This is a genomic window from Paenibacillus sp. FSL R5-192 (genome assembly GCF_000517845.1).
Taxonomy (GTDB): Bacteria; Bacillota; Bacilli; order Paenibacillales; family Paenibacillaceae; genus Paenibacillus; species Paenibacillus amylolyticus.
In genome coordinates, this window is record NZ_ASPR01000015.1 from 231,249 (window position 1) to 252,374 (window position 21,126).

At 45.0% G+C, this 21,126-nt stretch carries 20 protein-coding genes; 15 read left to right on the plus strand and 5 right to left on the minus strand.

Translation table 11 applies throughout. The annotated features are described in order from the left end of the window. Nucleotides 1-19: 19 nt before the first annotated feature. From C161_RS15885 to C161_RS15895, 3 genes are all read left to right on the plus strand, one after another. Complete coding sequence (locus C161_RS15885; protein ID WP_036671403.1) at nucleotides 20-1,072, plus strand: LLM class flavin-dependent oxidoreductase; 1,053 nt, start codon at nucleotides 20-22, stop codon at nucleotides 1,070-1,072. 56 nt (nucleotides 1,073-1,128) lie between these two features. After that, on the plus strand, nucleotides 1,129-2,082 hold the full coding sequence (locus C161_RS15890) for an alpha/beta hydrolase (RefSeq protein WP_036671405.1): 954 nt from the start codon (nucleotides 1,129-1,131) through the stop codon (nucleotides 2,080-2,082). A gap of 133 nt (nucleotides 2,083-2,215) precedes the next feature. Further along, the gene (locus C161_RS15895; protein WP_036671406.1) at nucleotides 2,216-2,482 is read left to right on the plus strand and encodes an ROK family protein; all 267 of its coding nucleotides are present in this window, start codon (nucleotides 2,216-2,218) and stop codon (nucleotides 2,480-2,482) included. 194 nt (nucleotides 2,483-2,676) lie between these two features. Here the strand turns inward: C161_RS15895 and C161_RS15900 are convergent, their stop codons facing one another. Then, nucleotides 2,677-3,486, minus strand: a complete 810-nt coding sequence (locus C161_RS15900) for a helix-turn-helix transcriptional regulator (RefSeq protein WP_036671408.1) — start codon at nucleotides 3,484-3,486, stop codon at nucleotides 2,677-2,679. 135 nt (nucleotides 3,487-3,621) lie between these two features. Between C161_RS15900 and C161_RS15905 the strand changes: the two genes are divergently transcribed. Beyond that, nucleotides 3,622-5,043, plus strand: a complete 1,422-nt coding sequence (locus tag C161_RS15905; protein WP_036671409.1) for a family 43 glycosylhydrolase — start codon at nucleotides 3,622-3,624, stop codon at nucleotides 5,041-5,043. Nucleotides 5,044-5,165: 122 nt separating this feature from the next. Here C161_RS15905 and C161_RS15910 read toward each other — a convergent pair whose 3' ends face one another. Beyond that, the gene (locus C161_RS15910; RefSeq protein WP_036671411.1) at nucleotides 5,166-6,080 is read right to left on the minus strand and encodes an AraC family transcriptional regulator; all 915 of its coding nucleotides are present in this window, start codon (nucleotides 6,078-6,080) and stop codon (nucleotides 5,166-5,168) included. Between the two features lie 216 nt (nucleotides 6,081-6,296). Here C161_RS15910 and C161_RS15915 point away from each other — a divergent pair, with 216 nt between their 5' ends. The 7 genes from C161_RS15915 to C161_RS15945 all read left to right on the plus strand — a co-directional run bounded on the left by C161_RS15915 (nucleotide 6,297) and on the right by C161_RS15945 (nucleotide 15,859). Then, a complete protein-coding gene (locus tag C161_RS15915) occupies nucleotides 6,297-7,172 on the plus strand; it encodes a fumarylacetoacetate hydrolase family protein (protein ID WP_036671413.1) in 876 nt (291 codons plus the stop codon). A gap of 21 nt (nucleotides 7,173-7,193) precedes the next feature. After that, on the plus strand, nucleotides 7,194-8,660 hold the full coding sequence (gene gucD / locus C161_RS15920) for an alpha-ketoglutaric semialdehyde dehydrogenase GucD (RefSeq protein WP_036671416.1): 1,467 nt from the start codon (nucleotides 7,194-7,196) through the stop codon (nucleotides 8,658-8,660). Nucleotides 8,661-8,676: 16 nt separating this feature from the next. Next, nucleotides 8,677-10,653 carry a YjhG/YagF family D-xylonate dehydratase gene (locus C161_RS15925; protein WP_036671418.1) on the plus strand — a complete coding sequence of 659 codons (1,977 nt, stop codon included), beginning with the start codon at nucleotides 8,677-8,679 and terminating at the stop codon, nucleotides 10,651-10,653. Nucleotides 10,654-10,715: 62 nt separating this feature from the next. Next, entirely contained in the window at nucleotides 10,716-12,332 is a 1,617-nt protein-coding gene (locus tag C161_RS15930) for a glycoside hydrolase family 43 protein (RefSeq protein ID WP_084650238.1), read from the plus strand. A 272-nt stretch (nucleotides 12,333-12,604) separates the two neighbouring features. After that, nucleotides 12,605-13,828, plus strand: coding sequence for a sensor histidine kinase (locus C161_RS15935; protein ID WP_036671421.1), 1,224 nt, complete (start codon nucleotides 12,605-12,607; stop codon nucleotides 13,826-13,828). Beyond that, nucleotides 13,825-14,472 carry a response regulator gene (locus tag C161_RS15940; protein WP_036615473.1) on the plus strand — a complete coding sequence of 216 codons (648 nt, stop codon included), beginning with the start codon at nucleotides 13,825-13,827 and terminating at the stop codon, nucleotides 14,470-14,472. The genes C161_RS15935 and C161_RS15940 overlap by 4 nt, the downstream gene beginning before the upstream one ends. Nucleotides 14,473-14,584: 112 nt before the next feature. Then, a complete protein-coding gene (locus tag C161_RS15945) occupies nucleotides 14,585-15,859 on the plus strand; it encodes an alpha/beta hydrolase (protein WP_235193830.1) in 1,275 nt (424 codons plus the stop codon). 220 nt (nucleotides 15,860-16,079) lie between these two features. Here C161_RS15945 and C161_RS15950 read toward each other — a convergent pair whose 3' ends face one another. Next, nucleotides 16,080-16,439, minus strand: a complete 360-nt coding sequence (locus tag C161_RS15950; RefSeq protein WP_036671424.1) for a DUF3221 domain-containing protein — start codon at nucleotides 16,437-16,439, stop codon at nucleotides 16,080-16,082. A 173-nt stretch (nucleotides 16,440-16,612) separates the two neighbouring features. On the opposite strand from C161_RS15950, the gene C161_RS15955 reads away from it, so the two are divergent. From C161_RS15955 to C161_RS15965, 3 genes are all read left to right on the plus strand, one after another. Further along, nucleotides 16,613-16,915, plus strand: a complete 303-nt coding sequence (locus C161_RS15955) for an immunity 53 family protein (protein WP_235193831.1) — start codon at nucleotides 16,613-16,615, stop codon at nucleotides 16,913-16,915. Between the two features lie 41 nt (nucleotides 16,916-16,956). After that, a complete protein-coding gene (locus C161_RS15960; RefSeq protein ID WP_036671428.1) occupies nucleotides 16,957-17,688 on the plus strand; it encodes a hypothetical protein in 732 nt (243 codons plus the stop codon). A gap of 66 nt (nucleotides 17,689-17,754) precedes the next feature. Further along, nucleotides 17,755-18,222: an Imm26 family immunity protein gene (locus C161_RS15965; RefSeq protein WP_084650243.1), complete on the plus strand. Its 468-nt coding sequence runs from the start codon at nucleotides 17,755-17,757 to the stop codon at nucleotides 18,220-18,222. Between the two features lie 286 nt (nucleotides 18,223-18,508). Here the strand turns inward: C161_RS15965 and C161_RS15970 are convergent, their stop codons facing one another. Further along, on the minus strand, nucleotides 18,509-19,123 hold the full coding sequence (locus C161_RS15970) for a TetR/AcrR family transcriptional regulator (RefSeq protein WP_036671432.1): 615 nt from the start codon (nucleotides 19,121-19,123) through the stop codon (nucleotides 18,509-18,511). Between the two features lie 176 nt (nucleotides 19,124-19,299). Between C161_RS15970 and C161_RS15975 the strand changes: the two genes are divergently transcribed. Beyond that, on the plus strand, nucleotides 19,300-20,037 hold the full coding sequence (locus C161_RS15975; RefSeq protein ID WP_036671439.1) for an SDR family NAD(P)-dependent oxidoreductase: 738 nt from the start codon (nucleotides 19,300-19,302) through the stop codon (nucleotides 20,035-20,037). A 128-nt stretch (nucleotides 20,038-20,165) separates the two neighbouring features. Here the strand turns inward: C161_RS15975 and C161_RS15980 are convergent, their stop codons facing one another. Further along, complete coding sequence (locus tag C161_RS15980; protein ID WP_036671442.1) at nucleotides 20,166-21,038, minus strand: helix-turn-helix transcriptional regulator; 873 nt, start codon at nucleotides 21,036-21,038, stop codon at nucleotides 20,166-20,168. Nucleotides 21,039-21,126: the final 88 nt, after the last annotated feature.

Sequence of the window (21,126 nt, forward strand, 5' to 3'; positions counted from 1 at the left end):
ATATAAGGAGAGATTAATTATGGAAATAGGTGTTACTTCATTCGTAGAAACAAAGCCTGATACTAAGACCGGAGTTGTGATGAGTCACGCACAGCGATTGCGAGAAGTCGTGGAAGAAATCGTCCTTGCAGATCAGGTAGGACTTGATGTGTTTGGCATAGGTGAGCATCATCGTGATGATTATGCAGCATCTTCACCAGCAATGGTGTTGTCCGCTGCCGCGCCCCTCACAAAACGGATTCGATTGACAAGTGCTGTGACGGTCCTATCTTCAGCAGATCCTGTCCGTGTGTTTCAGGATTTTGCCACGCTTGACGGTCTCTCCAATGGACGTGCCGAGATTATAGCGGGTCGAGGTTCCTTCATTGAGTCCTTTCCACTGTTTGGTTATAACCTGCATGACTACGAGGATTTATTTAATGAAAACATTGAATTGCTTCTTAAATTACGGGAATCCGAGAAAGTAACATGGAATGGAGGCCATCGACCAGCGATACATAATCTGGGGGTATACCCGCGTCCTGTTCAGAATTCTATACCTGTATGGATCGGTAGCGGAGGTACTCAGGAGTCTGCCATACGTGCTGGAATTCTAGGTCTGCCACTTGTTCTTGCAATTATCGGTGGAAATCCAACGAAATTTGCGCCACTTGTAGAACTGTATAAAAAGGCGGCAACTCATGCTGGTCATGATGTATCACAGCTTCGGGTAGGTTCACATTCTATCGGATTTGTTGCAGAAGATACGGAAAAAGCCGCAGAACTCTTTTTCCCGTCCACTCAGTACGGCATGAATAAACTCGGCAAAGAGCGGGGGTGGGCATATTACGATCGTTCCAGCTATGACGCTGCCCGCAGCTCTGATGGTGCGTTGTATGTAGGGGATCCGGAAACAGTTGCTCAAAAAATTATTCATCTGCGCAAGCATGTAGGAATTACACGTTTCATGATGTATGTTCCCTTAAGCACGATGCCACATGAGTTGGTAATGCAGGCTATAGAACTGCTCGGTAAAGAGGTTGCACCGCGAGTACGAGAGGAAATTTCCAAGTGGGAAGCTGAAATGAGATAAGGATTAACTAAAAAACATAAATGAACGAATTCATTATTATATTTGGAGGAATTATCATGAGTATTGAGACACGTATATTACCAGAATTAAGAGAGGTATATTCACAATTTCCAGGGTTTGAATTGGAGAAAAATTTAGAGTGGAGCAGAAACTTAGTATCGGCTGCATCGGTGAAAAAATCAGAGCATGTAAACACAACTAGCCGGAAAATTCCGAGGGATGGAGGTGAGATGCTGGTCAAAATTTATGAGCCAGCCGAACGAACGAATGATTTACTACCAGCCATGTTATGGATTCATGGGGGTGGGTACGTGTTAGGACATCCAGATATGGACGACAAATTGTGCGAACGTTTTGTTCAGACAGCAGAATGTATTGTCGTATCAGTCGATTATAGGCTCGCTCCTGAGCACCCTTATCCTGCGGGGATTGAAGATTGTTATGCTGGATTGGTATGGATGACGGAGGAAGCAACAATGCTTGGCATTGATGTGAATCGGGTTGCGATTGCCGGTGCTAGCGGTGGCGGAGGACTGACAGCAGCACTCGCGCTAATGGCACGTGATAAAGGAGGTCCGTCTATTATCTTCCAAATGCCATTGTATCCGATGTTAGATAATCGTAACATCACGCCATCTAGTCATGAGATTACAGAAGAGGGTTCAATCTGGAACCGAACGGACAACGTGGCTGCTTGGAATATGTACCTTGGTGATGAGAACGATGTCATTGAAAGTTCTTCTTATGCAGCACCTTCTAGAGCAGAGAGCTTGGCCGGATTGCCGCCAGCCTATACTTGTGTAGGTCAGCTCGATCTATTCCGGGACGAGACGATGGAGTATGTGGCACGACTAGCACAAGCAGGTGTGGATGTTGAATTTCACCTCTATCCAGGTTGCTTCCACCTTTTTGAAATTCTTGCTCCAGAAACAGAAGTGAGTCAACGCACTGTTCAGGGTTATATGGATGCAATGGCTCGTGCACTTCATCCCAATAGAACCCTTAATTAAGGATTGATGAATCAGAACCTTTTAGGTTAAATAAAATTTATAATAGGAAACTTTATGTCAGAAGAAGTCACTAAATTAGTGACTTCTTTTGTTTGGAGATATAAGTATAGATAAATAATCCAAAAAGTTCGAAATGGGGTTAAGCTCCAGGATTCCAATCAGGAAGACTCTTGGATTTGGTCTTTCCAATGTAATCAATCTATTCAATCCAGAAGTGATTATTGTTGGTGGAGGAATGTCGGCAGCCGGTGACCGCTTGCTGAATACAGTACGTGACACGGTTAAAAATCATGCATTGCATCTCTCATCCGTTGTATGTCCTATCGTACAAGCAAAGTTAGGTGGGCAAGCAGGAATGATCGGCGCGGCTGCATATGCAAAAAATAAGATGCCATTATAAGGTATCACAATATGATAATTGATCAATCATGCTTGAGAATATGTCATTGCATCATACAGTCTAAAACCTTAACTTAAAATGACAGCAGAGAACGCTAACAACCTCGATGACGTTTATACCGATTAAATGGCTAAAGTATGTAAACGCCTATTGGACAGAGTGGGAATTTTTCCATTGATCTAAGTACATCCCCCTTAAAAGTGAGATTTATATCCCAACTCTGTTAAGTCAGCCGGGACACCTTCACGTCGTTTATGAAACTGTTTGGGCGAGGAACCGGTCATTTGTTTGAACTGCCTGCAAAAATGCTCGACATTACGGTAACCGCATCGATCGGCAATCTCTGCAACCGTATACAAATGATGTCTGAGATATTCTTTGGCCAAACGTATTCTGCTATGAATAACATCCTCCATACACGAGAGGCCAAACGATTTCTTGTACATCAACTGCAGGTACCCCGGGCTGACGTTTATGATCTTCGCCATTTCCGATATGGTCCAAGGATGGCTGGGATCGTTATGAATTGCCGTTCGAAGCTTCAACAGAGGATAGTGCTGAGGACTAATATCCTCTTGGACACAAGACTCAAGCAATTTATTGAACAAGGTTCGCAGCAGGCAATTGATGGATGATTCCCGGTAATCGTTCTGAAAAGAATGCTCTGCAACAAGCAATTGGAACAACTTATGACAGTATTCCGGATCATCCAGTGGGAAAGGTGTGCCTGGCGGAAGGGAGGTATCGGTTACAAACGGTTCATCACTTTCAAAACGAATCCAATCATTTATATAGCGCTCTGAACAAGCCCGATAATATATTTTTTGATACGGTTTGAAAAGTACAGCACAATGAGCCGGGTATTCCTTAAGTTGTCCATCAACCCAAAACTGGGCAGGGGTCTGTGTAATGACTAATAACCAGGCATCATGTCCTTCAGGGATATCAAAAACAAAATGATTCTGATGTACCGCGTCACATTCAACGTAAAAAATAGATGTCATGGTTCTTCCCCTTTATCTTTAAGTTGTAAAAAAGAATAACCCATACTCTACTTAAGCTATTTTCTATTATACGAGAGTTATCTTTATTTCATAGAACGAATGTACTATTACAATTATATGAGGAGTATAGCTGGAATGAACAAGCAGGGGTTCAACCCATATCTTCCATCCTGGGAGTACGTACCTGATAGTGAGCCTTATGTATTCAATGATAGAGTGTATGTGTATGGTTCACATGACCGTTTTAACGGACATGCCTTCTGTCTGAACGATTATGTATGCTGGTCTGCACCCGTGAATGACCTTGGGAATTGGAGAAATGAAGGGGTGATCTACCGAAAAACAGATGACCCGCTGAATCCGAATGGCCATATGTGTTTGTATGCGCCAGATGTTACGCTGGGTCCCGATGGGCGGTATTATCTGTATTATGTGCTGGATAAGGTACCCGTTGTTTCGGTGGCTGTATGTGATGCACCTGCCGGTAAATATGAATTCTATGGTTATGTACAATATGACGACGGCACTCGTCTGGGCGAAAGAGAAGGGGACGAGCCCCAGTTCGATCCCGGCGTGATGACTGAAGGACAGCACACTTATCTGTATACCGGCTTCTGTGCGGCCGGAGACCAATCAAGACATGGCGCGATGGCCACGATGCTAGGTCCGGATATGCTGACGATTGTGGAAGAACCCGTATTCGTAGCACCGAGCGAGCCTTACAGTGAGGGCAGCGGTTATGAGGGCCATGAATTTTTTGAGGCGCCTTCCATCCGGAAGAGAGGTGATACCTACTATCTGGTGTATTCCTCCATCGTTATGCATGAATTATGTTATGCCACCAGTCGATTTCCAAATAAAGGATTTACATATCAGGGCGTCATCATAAGCAACTGTGATCTCCATATCAACTCCTACAAACCTGCTGACAAACCCATGTATTATGGAGGCAATAACCATGGCAGCATTGTGGAGATCAACGGAGACTGGTATGTCTTCTATCACCGTCATACCAATGGGGACGCATTCAACCGGCAGGGCTGTATTGAGAAGATATCTTTTGAAGAGGACGGCAGCATTCCTCAGGTGGAAATGACCTCCTCTGGTCCAAGTGGGAGACCGCTTGAAGGAAAAGGCGAGTACCCCGCATATCTTGCATGTAATCTTTTGACCAAAGATGATCAGAAGTACACTGGAGGTTTCGGGGCAGGAGCCTGGCTGGACAGCCGCTTTCCAAAGATCACCCAGGATGGTAGAGACGGTGATGAAGAGGTCGGATATATCGCCAATATGGTTGAATCCGCAACGGCAGGTTTTAAATACTTTGATTGCCGAGGAATTCGCCAGGTCTCAATCAAGGTACGGGGATATTGTCACGGGGTATTTGAGGTCAAAACCGCATGGAACGGTCCTGTCCTGGGTACAATCCCGGTACATTTCACCAATCATTGGAAACCCTATTCAGTCGAGATGACCATTCCAGATGGTATACAAGCTTTGTATTTTACGTACAGAGGTTCTGGAAGTGCAAGCCTTGCATCATTTATTTTAGCGTAATCCTCAAACACATGATCTGAGCAATCCAGACAAAACAAAGCAGCTGCTGGTCATCCAGTAGCTGTTTTGTTGACCGATCAGCCTATGCGGCTCAGACAATTGGGGTTTTTATGATTAAACTTTTAGTCATCCACAACGTTGGCTTCTCCTGCCTGCTGCGAATGGCTACGATATTCGCTTGGCGCGATGCCTGTCCACCGCTTGAATTGGCGGCTAAAATGCGCATTGGTCTTATACCCCAGCATCATCGCAATATGATCTATGTTCAGGTCGGTTTGCTTTAACAGCCGCTGCGCTTCGTTCAGAAGGGTTTCGGATAGAAACTTACGCGGAGCGATGCCGTATACCTGCCGAAATATACGATTAACCTGTGACGGGCTAATGCTCAGCGATTTGGCAATATCCTGAATCCAGGTTCGCTCACTCTCCTGAATTTCCCCGTGAAGATGGATATACCTTACCGAATCCTCAATGTGCTCAGCAATCTGATGGGCAATGGTTTCTTTTCTCGACAACGTAACGGATGCTTGCTGAGATAACTGACCGACCAGGGAACCGAGCAGTTCAAACACGGCGGCATGTACCTTCATTTGTTTGGAGGAAGATAGTGAGCTAGACATATGCTCTGTGGACAGGCCATACAAAGTAGACAGGGAAGGGGAAAGCCCCAGAGCCAAATTCGAATTTGCCGGATAATAGATGTCTTTGCAACGGTTAAGTTCTCTGCAAAAGGATGTATCGTGTATGCTGAAATGCACGGAAAAATAAGTGAACCCCTCCGGTCCGGCTCCGGTGCAAGAGTGGGTCATACCAGGCCGGATGAACAGAAGGTCGCCAACCGACTGCCGATAAGACTGCCCGTTGACAACCATGTTCATCTGCCCGTCCATCATCCAGTGCACTTCATACATTGAATGTTCATGAGACGGATAAGTCCAGCTTGAATCTACTTTTCTTGCATGCAGCCCCAATAATTGAAAAGACATGCGAACATCGGGTAGACGACCTAAATACACAGCATCCGAAAGCTTGGTCACAGCAAACCAACCCCCTTGTACTATTCTATATACCAACATCCTGTCATCGGATTGTCCTCGTAAATTATCTTTAGTTTAATGGATCTAACCTCATCTTAACAGAAAAAAATGCGTGAAAAGGGTAAATCGTCGGAGTGATTAGAACATCGTCATGTACCATAGCGGGTGCTATGGTAGTATTATCAACCCGATGGGGAAAAATGGAGGCAAGCTTGAATGAGAATTATTCGATTTCTGGACGGACAACAGAAGTGGCTGGCAGCCGTTACGGATGATGAACAAGCGTATCGTTTGCCACAAGCAGATTTTATGACTTTGATCTATCAAGCAAGAAAGCAGGGGGTTTCTCCAGTTCAACTTGTTGAAAGCGCTTTTAAACCGTTAAACAAGTTAACTGACGATTGGACTTCCTTACATCTAATCACTCCATTGGAAGCTCCGGAAGTATGGGCGGCGGGTGTGACTTATCAGCGCAGCCGGGAAGCGCGAAATTATGAAGCGACGGAAGGCAAGCTGGATGCAAAGACCTTTTACGATAAAGTTTATGATGCCGAAAGGCCGGAGATCTTTTTTAAATCTACAGCAGCCCGCACCATCGGGCCCAATGAGGCTGTCACACTTCGCAGCGATTCCAATTGGCAGATCCCGGAGCCTGAGCTGGGGTTGGTGCTTGCCGCGGATGGCAGCATTGTGGGATACATCGTTGGTAATGACATGAGCTGCCGCGATATTGAAGGGGAGAATCCGCTGTATCTACCGCAAGCAAAAATGTGGCGCAATTCCTGCTCGATAGGGCCAGCCATTCGTCTAGCGGAAACGGTGCAAAATCCATATGCGTTCAACATCGTCTGCGAGATATATCGCGAAGGTGAAGTAGTTGTCAAAAGCGAAGCAAGCACAAGTGAGTTAAACCGAAAACTCGATGAACTGGTCTCTTTTCTGGCCAGAGATAACGATCTGTTTGACGGTACGGTGTTATTGACAGGAACTAGCATTGTGCCACCTAATGATTTTACACTTGCACCCGGGGACCGCATTGAAATATCCATTAGCGATATCGGGACACTTATTAATCCAGTCATTTCAAACTAATGTACAAGGAGGATGAATGCGATGACCACATTTCAGGTAGAGCAGACATACAGCAATTACATTAACGGAGAATGGGTGAAGGCGACGTCCGGTGAAACCGAACCGAGCATCAACCCGGCGAATCGGAAGGAGGTAGTTGGCTACGTACCCACCTCAGGCGTAGAGGACCTGAACCGGGCTGTTGCAGCCGCGAAGGAAGCAGCAAAAGATTGGCGGAGGTTATCGGGCGCGGAACGCGGAAACTATCTATTTCAGGCAGCCAATGTGTTGGAACGCCGGGCCGATGAGGTTGCAGAGGCGATGACCAGGGAAATGGGCAAAACACTCCCAGAAGCCAAAGGAGAGACACTGCGCGGTGTCGCGATCTTAAGGTATTACGCTGGAGAAGGCATGCGAAAAACCGGTGATGTCATTCCATCAACGGACAGCGAAGCGCTGATGTTTACGACCCGCGTACCCCTTGGCGTTGTTGGGGTTATTGCTCCTTGGAATTTCCCAGTAGCCATTCCGATTTGGAAAACGGCTCCGGCCTTGATCTACGGTAATACGGTTGTGTTGAAGCCTGCTCAGGAAACTGCGGTCACTGCGGCTAAAGTAATGGAATGTTTTGAAGAGGCGGGCATTCCGGCAGGTGTTCTTAATCTGGTATGCGGCAGAGGCTCAGTGATCGGATCTGCACTTGCTGAGCATCCGGATGTGGGCGGAATAACGTTCACAGGCTCTAATGAAGTGGGCAAACGGGTCGGCGGCGCAGCACTGGCACGTGGGGCCAAGTATCAACTTGAAATGGGTGGGAAAAACCCGATTATTATCGCGGCTGACGCCGACCTGGATTTGGCTGTGGAAGCCACGATCAGCGGTGGGTTGAAATCGACCGGGCAAAAATGTACGGCCACCAGCAAGGTCATTATTGAACGAAAAGTATACGATGCCTTCAAAGAAAAGCTGCTTTCGCAAATCCAGGAAATTCGGCTGGGTGACGGCATGTCTTCTGGAAGCTGGATGGGTCCATGTGCAAGCGAAGGACAGCTCAATACCGTGCTGAGTTATATTCAAAAAGGCCAAGATGAAGGTGCCGTTCTGCTCACTGGTGGAAAAAGAGGGGACGGTCCGGGACTAGAAGAGGGATTCTATGTGCAGCCGACCGTATTTGAAGGGGTCGAATCCCATATGTCCATCGCCCGGGAAGAAATCTTTGGCCCGGTTCTGGCCTTGATTGCGGTAGATTCCCTGGAGGAAGCCATCGAAGCGGCTAATGATAGCGATTATGGCTTGAGTGCTTCCATCTATACACAGAACGTCGGAGCCATGTTGTCTTTCATCCGGGACATGGATGCAGGACTGGTCAGAATTAATGCAGAAACAGCCGGCGTAGAGCTGCAGGCTCCGTTTGGCGGAATGAAGATGTCAAGTTCACACTCCAGAGAACAGGGGCAAGCGGCTATCGAGTTTTTCACGGCCATCAAAACGGTCTTTGTGAAGTCATAAACTGTGGGAGGCTATCATGTACGAACAAATTACGTCGATTATGGGAGAGACCGCGTCCAACTGCTTCGATATCATAGCACATGCTCCAGGGGCTACCGGACGTCTGCCTTTAACGGATGATTTGCTGCGGAATGCTCCAAGCGGCGACTTGTTCGGCATGTCCCAGAATGTTGGAATGGGCTGGAAGCCCGGGGAATTGAACGGAAAACAATTTCTGATCTTGAGTACACAAGGTGGCATACGCAATGAAGACGGCAGCCCGGCAGCACTCGGTTACCATACGGGCCACTGGGAGGTCGGCCTGCTGATGAAGGCTGCCGCAGAAGAACTGTCAAGCCGGGGAGGAATCCCGTTTGCTGGATATGTCAGCGATCCGTGTGACGGTAGATCACAGGGGACAACCGGCATGTTTGACTCGCTTCCGTACCGGAACGATGCCGCTATGGTATTTCGCAGACTGATTCGCTCGCTGCCAACACGTAAAGGCGTGCTTGGTGTGGCCACTTGTGACAAAGGCCTTCCAGCGATGATGCTCGCACTTGCCGGCATGCCGCAATTGCCTAGTGTAATCGTTCCCGGTGGCGTCACACTTCCGCCTACCGATGGAGAGGATGCCGGTAAAATTCAGACCATCGGTGCACGGTACGTCAACGGGGAACTTTCTCTGGAAATGGCTTCGGATTTAGGATGTCGAGCTTGTGCTACACCGGGAGGAGGCTGTCAGTTTCTAGGTACCGCGGCTACGGCCCAGGTTGTAGCAGAGGCACTGGGTATGACAGTGCCACATGCCGCGCTTGCACCTTCCGGGCAGCCCATCTGGTTTGAAATGGCGCGCCAATCGTCACGTGCACTCATCCATATGGAGTCACAGGGGATGCGGATGGCAGACATTGTCACCGATGCATCCATTCGCAATGCGATGACCGTTCATGCCGCGTTTGGCGGATCGACCAATCTGCTTCTTCACATACCGGCGATTGCCCATGCCGCCGGTTTAACCATACCCGCGGTACAGGACTGGATACAGGTCAACAAAAATGTTCCAAGGCTGGTTAGCGCCCTACCAAACGGACCGATCTTTTATCCGACCATACGTGTCTTTCAGGCAGGAGGTGTACCGGAGGTCATGCTACACCTCAGACAGCTTGGTCTGTTAGATGAGTCTGTACCAACGGTTACAGGTACTTCATTGGGTCAGGTACTGGACTGGTGGGAATCGTCGGAACGCCGTCATCTCATGCGGAAGCAGTTAAAAGAGCAGGACGGCATCGATCCAGACAGTGTCATCATGAGTGTAGAACACGCTCAGCGGCTTGGAATCTCATCGACCGTAACATTTCCAACCGGGAATATCGCTCCGGAAGGTTCAGTCATCAAATCCACCTCTATTGATCCTGCTGTATTGGATGAACATGGCGTATATCGTCATCGTGGAAGAGCAAAGGTTTTTACCACTGAACGTGAGGCGATCCATGCGATTAAGACCGGAGGTATTCTGGCTGGAGACGTTGTTGTGCTTCTTGGGCGAGGTCCATCGGGAACCGGAATGGAGGAGACGTACCAGCTTACATCTGCGCTTAAACATTTGCCTTTTGGCAAATACGTGTCACTGATTACGGATGCCCGGTTCTCCGGTGTTTCCACCGGAGCGTGTATTGGTCATGTTGGCCCCGAAGCGCTGGCAGGCGGACCGATTGGCAAGCTGCGGAACGGAGACCTGATTGACATCGCGGTTGATCGTAACACGCTGGAGGGCAGCGTTAACTTTGTCGGAGAAGGCGATCTGGAGTTTTCACCGGAAGAAGGCGCTCTCATCCTGGCACAAAGGCCCTTCCACCCGGATATGAGACCTGATGAAGCTTTGCCGGATGATACAAAGCTCTGGGCTGCATTGCAATCGGTCAGCGGTGGGACTTGGAGAGGGAATGTATATGATGTAGAGCGGATCGTAACCGCCCTGGAAGCCGGCAAAAAAGCGCTAGGCTGGTACTGATATCTACCTTTCGTGAATCTGCTGTTGTACAGATCATTACTTTCATACCGGAGGTTTCTTCCATGAATAAGATCCAGAAAATGATCACCAATCCCATCCTGCCCGGTTTCCATCCCGATCCGTCCATCTGCCGAGCAGGGGAGGATTATTATATCGCCACTTCCACCTTTGAATGGTTCCCTGGTGTACGAATTCACCATTCCCGGGATCTGGTTCATTGGCGGCCCATCGCTTCTCCGCTGACTCGTGTAACGCAGTTGAACATGGAGGGCAACATTAATTCCGGAGGCGTATGGGCACCTTGTCTTAGTTACAACAACGGTGTGTTTTACCTGATCTACACCGATGTCAAAAGCCGGGTAGGCGCTTTTAAAGATACCCATAATTACCTTGTGACAGCAACGGATATCGAGGGCCCTTGGTCCGATCCGGTGTATCTGAACAGCAGCGGTTTTGATCCTTCCCTGTTTCATGATGAAGACGGGCGTAAGTGGCTGGTCAATATGATATGGGATCACCGTAAGGGCAAAAATCGGTTTGCAGGCATCGTTCTTCAGGAATATTCCGTCCAGGAACATAAGCTGATCGGACCGGCCATGAACATATTTAAGGGAACAGAATTAGGCCTCACCGAAGCACCCCACCTGTATAAACACAAGGACTATTATTATCTCATTACGGCTGAAGGTGGAACCGGTTATGAGCATGCGGTTACCTCAGCACGTTCCCGTACGTTACAAGGTCCTTATGAGGTCGATCCTGCCAATCCGATCCTCACTTCATACGGCAGACCGGATTTAGCTCTGCAAAAGGCAGGCCACGGTAGTCTGGTCGAAACGCATACCGGCGAATGGTACATGGCTCATCTGGTCGGACGACCCGTTCAGCACAAATATTGCATTCTTGGACGTGAGACCGCACTTCAGCCATGTACGTGGAGTGAGGACGGCTGGCTGAGACTTGCGAGCGGTGACCGATATCCGGAGGTTCAGGTGCCTGCACCGATGATCCAGTCCCATCCGTTTGAGCCGATTGCTGAAATGGATGACTTTGATCACTTTGAGCTTCGGCATGATTGGAATACACTTCGCATTCCACCCGATTCGACTTGGCTCAGCTTGACGGAACGTCCCGGTTACATACGATTGCACGGCATGGAGTCGATGAGTTCAACGCACAGGCAAAGCATGATCGCACGGAGACTTCAGGCCTTGAAGTGTGAAGCCGAGACGTGTCTGGAATTTGCGCCGGACCATCCACAGCAAATGGCTGGATTGATTTTGTACTACGATACCCAGGACTATCTCTACTTACGTGTAACTTATCATGAGGAGAAAGGGCTCTGCCTGGGGATCATTCAGTCCAAATACGGGGTATACGACGAACTGCTGGAGGATATTCCGCTAGAGTTGTTGAGCACGCTCCGTTTAAAGGTTGTGGTGGATCAAGATCGCGCCCGCTTTTATTATGCGTTAAATACTGATTCATCCTGGAATACTGCAGGCGGGTGGGTTGATATCACACATCTGTCCGATGAATCTCCAGAGTATATCCGGTTTACGGGAACTTATATCGGTCTTTGTGTGCAGGATCTAGGTGGAACCCGAAAACATGCCGATTTTGATTACTTTAAATATAAAGAAACAAAGCATGTAGCTGGTGTATTGGAAAACATGTGATGGTCTTTTTGGAAGGAGCAGAGGACCATGAAATGAAATTGGGTAGTATAGCAGCAGAATAGAGGAATACATGCTCACAGAAGAAATGGATGATGGGATAGTGCGGGGCGGTAAGGCTGCGTGGAATTGTGACGATTCTGCTGGGGCTGGACTTCGAGACACTTCGTACATTAACATAGATGGAGTGAGTCAAAGATCGGTACAGTAATGTACCGTTTTTTTTGTGTTTAGAGAGATTGTTTTGAGATAGTACTTGATAGAGGTGATCAAGCATGAGTGATTATTCGAAAGACAAACCGTATACAAGCTCCCGATCTGATATTCAAAATGTTCTGCGTGATTCTCGTCTGCCTGCTTTGATCTGGGGTATTCTGATTTATTTTTCTGCATTGTACTCCCAGCTACCGATGTTGCCCACATGGTTTGAATTTATGATGTTTACAGCTCTCATTCTGGTTCACGTTCTGCTGCATTGGTATGCAGGATACGTTGTCGATCGAAGACCCTGGATTTATTTTGTGACACAAGGATGTATTGTCTGGGGGTGTGCGTTATTCATGCCTAATGCTCATTCTCTCATTTTTGTAAGTCTATTGACGGCTTTGGCCGGTCAGAGTATTGGCGTATACGCTCAACGGATGAAGGTGCTTCTGGTATGTACCTTTTACTGTACCTTGTTTTCTGCCTCCCTGGTTTGGCTCGGGACTACCGAGGATTTGCCATCTACAGTACCATCGCTCTTCTTCATCATGTTTTTCGTAATCGGCTATGCTGCTTTGTTCTATAAACAAGTTCGTGCCAAATTGCGGACCCAGTCGTTTTTACGTGAATTGGAACGAGCGCACAGGAAAGTGGAGGAGCTAACGATTGCCAATGAACGTCAAAGGATGGCCCGTGATTTACATGATACCCTTGCACAAGGGCTGGCAGGTCTTATCATGCAGCTTGATGCCGTGGATGCGCATTTAGAAAATGATAATAACCATCGTGCCCACGAGATTGTTCAGTTGTCAAAAGCCCAAGCAAAGCGCACGCTTTCAGAAGCGAGAAGCGCAATTGACGACTTGCGTTCGTATTCTGCAGAGGTCATAGATATTTCTAAAGCAGTGAAGGAAGAGGCTGAACATTTCTCACATATAACAGGGATTCGTGTTGTCACTCGGTTATCGATGCCCCATCTGGTGGTGCCGAAGTTGATCTTCGAACATAGCTTACATATCATCCGAGAATGCTTGGCCAATACAGCTAAATATGCTAATGCTACGAATGTAGAAATCGTGGTTGCTGCACGGGAAAAGGAAGTCGAGCTAAACATAACGGATGACGGAATAGGGTTCGATACCAACCTCATCGAGAGACAATCCGGTAGTTATGGTTTAATTGGTTTATATGAACGAACTCGAATTATGGACGGGGAGATCGAAATTGAAAGCGGAAAGCAAGGAACCCAAGTTTCTGTTCGCATCCCATTACAGCAGGAGGAAACCAACGCATGACTATCAAGATTCTTATCGTGGACGACCATTTCGTCGTTCGGGAGGGACTTAAGCTGATCCTGGAAACCAATCAAAGGTACGAGGTAATTGCAGAAGCATCTAACGGTAAGGAAGCGATTCGACGGGTAGATACTTACAATCCGGACATAATTCTATTGGATTTAAACATGCCTGAAATGGGCGGCCTGGATACCATGACAGCGCTCAGAGCTAAAGGAATGGATATACCGATCATTATTTTGACTACATATAACGAGGATGAAATGATGATCCGCGGGCTGGCTTTAGGTGCTAAAGGGTATTTGCTAAAGGACACGGGAAGAGAGATGATATTTCGCTCGATTGATGCAGCGATGCGGGGGGAAACGTTGCTACTTCCGGAGATCAGCGAGAAAGTATTTGCTCACAAGACATCAGAAAAGGCGAAAGAGTCATCCTCCGCGAGGATATCTCTTACAGACAAAGAGCTGATCGTGCTTCAAGCAATTGCCCGTGGCTCTCGAAGTAAAGAGATCGGCTTTGATATGGGCATATCCGAACGGACTGTAAAGACTCATTTAACGAGTATTTACAATAAATTGGGTGTGGATTCGAGGTCGCAGGCCGTCGCCGTCGCCGTAGAGCGTGGAATATTGCATTTATAATCAAACATTTCATAGATTTGCCCGATCGTACACTTGGGTCTTGCCCTTTTGTACGATTTTTTATTTTTCTCATCCGTTTATGATAGTTGCATGAATACAAATTGGAGGAGAAATGATGAAAAAAAGACTGACAACGATTCTAGCAACTGTTCTCTCACTGACCATGCTCTCCGCTTGCAGCATCACTAATAGCGGGACTTCAACACAGGAGGAAATTCCGAAACCTGAAAATAACGTTGCTTCCGCACAGAATGAGTTTCCGAAACCAATGGGAAGTTATACGGTCGGGCGTACACAGATGGACTTCAAGTACACAGCATCAGACCAATCAGAAAGAGAACTGACAGCATTATTTTTCTATCCGTCCGACAGCAATGAGGGCAAACCAACGGCAGAGTATGCATTTCCGGAGTTTCATTCACTGAGGGATGAGCTTTTGGTTAGATTAGGGGGCACCGCGGGTGGTGAGCAGCTTTTTGATTCCAATTTCAAGACATGGTCTTACGACGATCTGGCCTTGTCTGAAAAGGAAAAACAATATCCGGTTTTATTCTTTGTTCATGGCGCAGGCGCTTACCCACAGCAAGGCACTTTGTTCGCACAAGACCTGGCAAGCGCCGGCTATATTGTGGTATCCATCGGCCATGCCGAAAGTGGCGTGTACAAACTTAAAGATGGACGAACGATGGGTATGTCAGAGAAATTTATGGACGAAGTAACGAAATACGGAATGGAAGCGGCCACCCTAACCCCACCTGAAATTGTGACAGAGAAGCTTGAGGAAGAAGAAGCTATTGAGATTGCTCGCAAATTAACTTCCGCGCCTGAAGCAGTCAAGTTTGCTAACTATGCCGTTTTACAGAGCGAGGATATTCGATATGTTGCAGATAACTTGTACAAAATGAATACAGGTGACATGGAATCTATGTTTAAAGGCAGATTGCAGCTTGATCTCGGTATGGGTGTGTTCGGACATTCTTTTGGAGGAACGACAGCGGCAATTGTTAGCCGTGACGATGACCGATTTGTCGGCGCTGTAAACCTTGACGGTAATATGTTAGGTGCCTTGGATAGTCATTTTAAGAAACCCTTCATGCAGCTCAGCACTGTACTTGCCTATAATACGAATGCATTTCTTCTTGAATCCAACAGCAAGGACACCTACTTTGCCATTATTGATAATGTAGTCCATGGTGACTTCTCCGATTCCTTGTTTACAACTACGGATAAAGCATCCAGAGGAACCCGGGACGCGATGGAACAGCGCAACATTATCACTTCTTATACAAAGGCGTTCTTTGATAAATATATGTTGAAAAAGGATGCGGATATTGATAGCCTTACCTTTGACGGCGTAGAGATGATTAAAAAACCTCAAAAGCCTTAGTATTGATTTGCCTGAATTTCGGGAGGGTTTATCGCGTAATAAAAGGAGAGAACCGGGTGGTCGGATTTAACTGCACGTGATTCAACTCTGATCTTGAAATTAAAATGATAAAGAGACCTTACTTTTGCTTTAAAACGTTAAGGTCTTTTTATCATTTGGGGAAATATATTTCGAATGAGAGAATGATACATAACTTAAAATAGTTCATATTTAATAAGTTTTAATCATTGATTTGTTCAATACTCACAACCGTTCTAATGGGTGGCGAGGGTTCTAGTTGGTCAAAGCCAGTAGTAATTCTTACTCTTTGCCCTACCTCAATTGTTTCATATGTTTCTCTATTGACCAAATAATACGAAGCTTCCTGGTCTTGTGCTAATTCTATAAAATCCTCAAGATTTCCATTCTCCAGGTCTTCCTTACTTACATTTTGAAGAACAAGGAATTTGTACTTGTCATTTTCATCTGTTTTAAATACTACAGTGCCCTTGAAAACTGGATAATTCTCTTTCTCATCCTTGTTAGAACAGCCCGAAAGTATAATCATACTAATGAAGATAAACAATATTATTTTTTTCATAATGACCTCCTTGATTTGAAATAAAGTTTTCCCCTTGTTTTTAAGTATACCCTACGTAAAAAAAGCAAATTATTACTATAAGGTAATTCATACGAAAAAAGTATGCAACATGGCATGAGAATTCCTTTAAATAATAAGTCCCTAGAGTAGAAAAAACAAAAAAAGAGGTCACGATGATGGATATCCTAAAATGGATTCAAAGCTGGTATTATGAAAACTGTGACGGTGATTGGGAGCATTCATACGGTGTGCGAATTGATACGGTGGATAATCCTGGTTGGTCTGTCGAAATCGATTTGACGGATACCTATTTAGAAGATGTGCCATTTGATTCGATTGAAGAAGAGAGAAATGAAGAAGATTGGTTCTACTGTATCGTGAGAGATGGAGTGTTTCACAGTGCAGGGGGAGCAAAAAATTTAGAAGAAATGCTTAATTGCTTCAAAAATTGGGCTTCAAGTTTGGATAGAAGTTAATAATGCACTAACCATCGGGAGTAATCTAAGGAGAGAACCAGATGTATCTAAAAGAACTCAATTTGGATTTACCGTATATTGTAGATGATGAAAATATTGAATCTATAATGAAAAAACAAAAATGTGAGTACAACGAAGCAACAAAATTAGATTATGCGTTGAATTGGAAATGGAAAAGACGCTCTTTTAGTTTGGAAACTCGCTGTATTACAGCGATGTATGAACGTCTGTTGGGGAAATACAAAACGAAAGATTGTTGGAAAGTCCTAATAGATTGTGTAGAAAACATTACGGATGAACGTATTGTTAACGATTCTGGTGTGTGTTCGGTACCGATCCAATTTAGTTTGAATGACTTTAGTGGAAAAAATGAGTTGGAGAAAAAAAAGGCTACGCTTCGCCTGCTAATGGAAGGCATAGAGAAACTTGCTCTACGTAATAATTGGGATATTGATCCATTTAGGGAGATAGCTTTGCAAATAGAGGAGTTAGATTATGTAAATGAATGGACTTGGAAAAAAGACGTGAAGAGCCCTAATAAAGAGTACAATGCTAGAGTCATTTGTCATCATAATGTAGATAGCATGGATATATTCCTATCTATTTTACAACGTGATGGTACGCAAGTACATTTAGAGAAGGTCATATCAGAACAACCAGATGAATTTGCCTATGCTGAACATCTAGGTGAACTTACATGGGTATCTGATTTTGAAGTTGCTTTAATTAATAAAACTGGTACTGAAAAGTATTCTGCAACCCTGAATAATTAATACGCTGTTAAAACTTCCACTTAGAAGACTAGGTCGAATAAAAAAGAAATAGTAAAGGATAAAATAATGAAAAAAAGAGTTTCGGTGAAGATAGGAGATGTCTTCTCAATAAAACTAAATCAGGATTTGAATTGTTATGGACAAGTTGTTTCTGAAGGAAGAATATCAGATTGTATGATTGTATTTGATTTGATATCAATGGAACACCCAACAGTAAGTGAGATCACTTCTAATCCAATCATTTTCTTATTACAGACTGTAAACTCCAGGATTGAAGATGGTATCTGGAAAGTGATTGGTAATGCTCCAATACCTAGGATGACATTTCCCATGTACAAAGAGGAAACTGAAGATGGATATACATTGGTAGATCATAAGGGTGATATTGTGACTGAAAATCCCAGTGCTTCACAGATTGAAGTTGCCTCCGAACTGGAGTCTTGGTCACCTGTTAGTTTAGAAAAAGCAGTCATTGCTAGATTTGTAACTGGAGAATGGGACCCGTATTATAATGATTTAATTTATATAGAGTAGTCTATGTTCAATGGTCTAGAGAAAAGGACATAGTCCGTTTACCGCTTGGGCTTGTATCTAATTAATTTTCACTTAGGCATGCATGTACCTTGAGGATTTTATTCCTCTCGTGTAAATGCATGCCTGTTTTTTTTATTTGTGCTGTAAATCCCTTGTGATTTTGCGTCCTGTTGGTGTCTGGGCATGTCCCTGAGTAATCAGGAGCATCTGCTCCATCTGCAACTAGCCTGTTATCTAAAGCAGACATATCGTTCATCGTGATGTTCACAAATCAACTTACTTGAGATCAAGATTCAAACGTGTTACCGACATAATGAAAAGAGTGAATATGCGTTTTGGTGAGATCAATCACGTTTTTGATAAATGCCTCACGTGATTCACGATATCCGCTTAATATCCAATTGTTTAATAGTCCAAAAAAACCGTAGGCGGTATAGTACTTGAAATAGTCCATGTTCACTGGGGAGTTGTTGATCGTCTCAAAGACAAATTGCTCCTGATAGATTTTGAGTATGGTTTGTGGAAAGCCTGTATGTAAACCGGGTAACGTATCATCGTATTGAATCAGTTCGAAGAAATCACGGTGCTCGTAAATATAATCCACGATTTGAAAAGATTCGGCATCCAGCTTGTTTGTTGAAACCTTTTGACCGTGCCAATAGGGTTTGCCTACTGCGCCCCTCAATCCTTCGAGTGTCAAAATCAACAACTCTTCGGCGAGAATATATTTATCCTGGTAGTGTAAATAAAACGTGCTGCGATTATAACCTGCCTGATCAACGATGTCTTTGACAGAAACACCATGGAATCCTTTTTTCTTAATGAGCTGAATCAGAGCAGTTTTTAGGTGCTCCTTGGTTCGATTACGATGTTGAGATGTCACAATAAGTTCATTATTCATTCAAAAAAACTCCTATAAATATAGACATAGTTTTATAAAGTGTCTACGAGGTAGACACTTGGTCACATCTTAATGATTGGATTGTTACAATTTTAAGCATAGAATTAGTTTTGTAAACATCATATAGCACTATTTATATAGGCGCTATTCAAAATATTATACTGGGGGATTTATTCATGGGCAAACTTCAAGATAAAGTTGCAGTCATCACAGGAGGAGCATCCGGGATTGGTGCAGCGACAGCTCGCTTATTCGTTTCCGAAGGAGCTAAAGTGGTCTTGGTGGATCTAAATGAAGAAAAAGGCAAGGCGTTTGAGCAGGAACTGAAAGCGCTTAAAGCAGAGGCTCTCTTTATTAAAGCAAACATAACAAGTGAAGAAGAGGTTTCTGAGATTTTCAAACAAACTGTAGAAGCATTTGGTCAAGTGGATATTGTATTCAACAATGCGGGAATCGGACGTGTTCATCCTACGCATGAGCTTGATTATGCCGAATGGCGCAATACAGTCAATGTTGACCTGGACGGCGTATTCTTGGTTGCTCGTGAATCGATTCGCGAAATGCTCAAAATTGGTGGAGGTACAATCGTCAACACGGCTTCCATGTACGGATGGGTTGGTTCGCCTGGCTCTGCAGCCTACAATGCAGCTAAAGGCGGCGTTGTAAACCTGACTCGTTCGCTCGCGCTGGAGTATGCTGAGCAGAATATTCGGGTGAACTCCCTTTGCCCAGGTTTTATCGATACACCGATTATCCCGGAAGAGAGCAAACAAGCACTTTCAGCGGCAACACCAATGAAACGTCTGGGTCAAGCAGATGAGATGGCAAAAGCCGTTCTGTTCCTGGCTAGCGACGATTCTTCATATATGACAGGAAATAGCTTGATCATAGATGGAGGATACACCGCTCAATAAGCGCATCAATTATCGAAGCACACAAAGAACATAGTTCCATTAAAAGTCGCTATTCTAGCGGCTTTTTTTATTGTATTGGTATAAGAGCAGTTCCAAATCCAAGGACAACTAGCAAACAGCGAGGTTAGCTATTCATAATAGATGGCCTCATAAGGAAACTCTAACTTATTCAAGCGATATTCTTTGGGCGACATGGACATATATTGCCGAAAAACTTTGCCGAAATAGCTGGGACTCTCAAACCCGCATTGTTGACCAATTTGAGAAATCGGAAGTTCCGTTGTGCGGAGTAGTCGGATTGCAACCTCAATGCGTCTGTCTTTAAGATAGGCTAGCGGTGATGTTTTCTCGGATTTCTGAAATAACCTGCACAAGTAGTGTTTATTAATATCGCAATGGCTGGCTAGAAGATCCAACGTCAATGGAGATGCATAATTCTCTCGGATGAACTTTTTACATTTCTCAATCGTTGTTATGGATAGTGCACCGATATCCTTCTCCGCATCCCGACTCGTCTGTACCAGGATAAGCAACCACCTATAGATTTGCATGGACAAGCGATACTTGTCCGTAACCTTCTCTTGATGAATCAAATGGATAATTTGCCATAACTCTTGAATCAAGGGAGAGTCCGCGTTTCGTCGAATGACATGTCCCTCATTATCATGCATCATATCCCAAATTCGATTGGCTTCATCCCCGCGAATGTTGATCCATATAAATTCCCATGGTTCGTTGTTCTCTTGTTTATAGTAATAGCAATGTTCTCCTGCAATTTTGACAAGTAGGGCATGCCCCTTCGGTAAAGGGAGCGTTTGATTGTCAATATCCAGATAACCCTGGCCATTAAGCGTGTATTGAAAAACGACGTGCCCCGGGTCCGGTCTATCATCACTTGGACAACGATATTCCTCACTAGAAACGATCTGCCATCCAATAGAGTCCAGTGTCATGATTGATGTATCGTCATTACGAAAAGCATAAGAAACCGTATGAACCATCGTTTCATCTCCTTCCTAAAAAAGTCAATTATCTTATATAATACGTCACATTTTTTAGATTGTCTGTCTTTTTTTAGACCTGTAAGAT

What these genes read in the sequence shown, in the direction of transcription:
- C161_RS15885 (WP_036671403.1), top strand. Translation starts at nt 20, where the DNA reads ATGGAAATAGGTGTTACTTCATTCGTAGAAACAAAGCCTGATACTAAG.
- C161_RS15890 (WP_036671405.1), top strand. Translation starts at nt 1,129, where the DNA reads ATGAGTATTGAGACACGTATATTACCAGAATTAAGAGAGGTATATTCA.
- C161_RS15895 (WP_036671406.1), top strand. Translation starts at nt 2,216, where the DNA reads ATGGGGTTAAGCTCCAGGATTCCAATCAGGAAGACTCTTGGATTTGGT.
- C161_RS15900 (WP_036671408.1), bottom strand. Translation starts at nt 3,486, where the DNA reads ATGACATCTATTTTTTACGTTGAATGTGACGCGGTACATCAGAATCAT.
- C161_RS15905 (WP_036671409.1), top strand. Translation starts at nt 3,622, where the DNA reads ATGAACAAGCAGGGGTTCAACCCATATCTTCCATCCTGGGAGTACGTA.
- C161_RS15915 (WP_036671413.1), top strand. Translation starts at nt 6,297, where the DNA reads ATGAGAATTATTCGATTTCTGGACGGACAACAGAAGTGGCTGGCAGCC.
- gucD (WP_036671416.1), top strand. Translation starts at nt 7,194, where the DNA reads ATGACCACATTTCAGGTAGAGCAGACATACAGCAATTACATTAACGGA.
- C161_RS15925 (WP_036671418.1), top strand. Translation starts at nt 8,677, where the DNA reads ATGTACGAACAAATTACGTCGATTATGGGAGAGACCGCGTCCAACTGC.
- C161_RS15930 (WP_084650238.1), top strand. Translation starts at nt 10,716, where the DNA reads ATGAATAAGATCCAGAAAATGATCACCAATCCCATCCTGCCCGGTTTC.
- C161_RS15935 (WP_036671421.1), top strand. Translation starts at nt 12,605, where the DNA reads ATGAGTGATTATTCGAAAGACAAACCGTATACAAGCTCCCGATCTGAT.
- C161_RS15940 (WP_036615473.1), top strand. Translation starts at nt 13,825, where the DNA reads ATGACTATCAAGATTCTTATCGTGGACGACCATTTCGTCGTTCGGGAG.
- C161_RS15945 (WP_235193830.1), top strand. Translation starts at nt 14,585, where the DNA reads ATGATGAAAAAAAGACTGACAACGATTCTAGCAACTGTTCTCTCACTG.
- C161_RS15950 (WP_036671424.1), bottom strand. Translation starts at nt 16,439, where the DNA reads ATGAAAAAAATAATATTGTTTATCTTCATTAGTATGATTATACTTTCG.
- C161_RS15955 (WP_235193831.1), top strand. Translation starts at nt 16,613, where the DNA reads ATGATGGATATCCTAAAATGGATTCAAAGCTGGTATTATGAAAACTGT.
- C161_RS15960 (WP_036671428.1), top strand. Translation starts at nt 16,957, where the DNA reads ATGTATCTAAAAGAACTCAATTTGGATTTACCGTATATTGTAGATGAT.
- C161_RS15965 (WP_084650243.1), top strand. Translation starts at nt 17,755, where the DNA reads ATGAAAAAAAGAGTTTCGGTGAAGATAGGAGATGTCTTCTCAATAAAA.
- C161_RS15970 (WP_036671432.1), bottom strand. Translation starts at nt 19,123, where the DNA reads ATGAATAATGAACTTATTGTGACATCTCAACATCGTAATCGAACCAAG.
- C161_RS15975 (WP_036671439.1), top strand. Translation starts at nt 19,300, where the DNA reads ATGGGCAAACTTCAAGATAAAGTTGCAGTCATCACAGGAGGAGCATCC.
- C161_RS15980 (WP_036671442.1), bottom strand. Translation starts at nt 21,038, where the DNA reads ATGGTTCATACGGTTTCTTATGCTTTTCGTAATGACGATACATCAATC.